Source organism: Paraburkholderia sp. SIMBA_054 (genome assembly GCF_046534875.1).
GTDB classification, from domain to species: domain Bacteria; phylum Pseudomonadota; class Gammaproteobacteria; order Burkholderiales; family Burkholderiaceae; genus Paraburkholderia; species Paraburkholderia hospita.
Genome location: NZ_JAWRXV010001096.1, coordinates 1 through 259, shown reverse-complemented (window position 1 = coordinate 259; position 259 = coordinate 1). Strand labels below are relative to the sequence as shown.

1 protein-coding gene is annotated in these 259 nt (G+C 53.3%); it reads left to right on the top strand.

What is annotated here, in order from left to right; all coding sequences use genetic code 11:
- Positions 1-259 (top strand): carbon starvation CstA family protein (locus SB822_RS58550; RefSeq protein WP_410859303.1); only part of this gene is annotated, 259 nt, incomplete at both ends.

Here is a 259-nt window from a genome sequence, read left to right as displayed (position 1 = left end):
CGCTGTTTATTGGGGCTGGTTTCCGGCCGTCCTGTGGGTCGTTTTCGGGACAGTTTTTGCGGCAGGCGTCCATGATTTCGGGACACTTGCATTGTCGGTCCGCAACAAAGGGCAATCTGTCGGTACGCTTGCCCATCGCCTGATTGGCCAGCGCGGAAAAATCTTGTTCTTGTTCATCATCTTGATTCTGGTGCTTATGGTCAATGCGGTATTCGCCTGGGTCATCGCGAATCTATTCATCTCGTATCCGGCAAGCGTC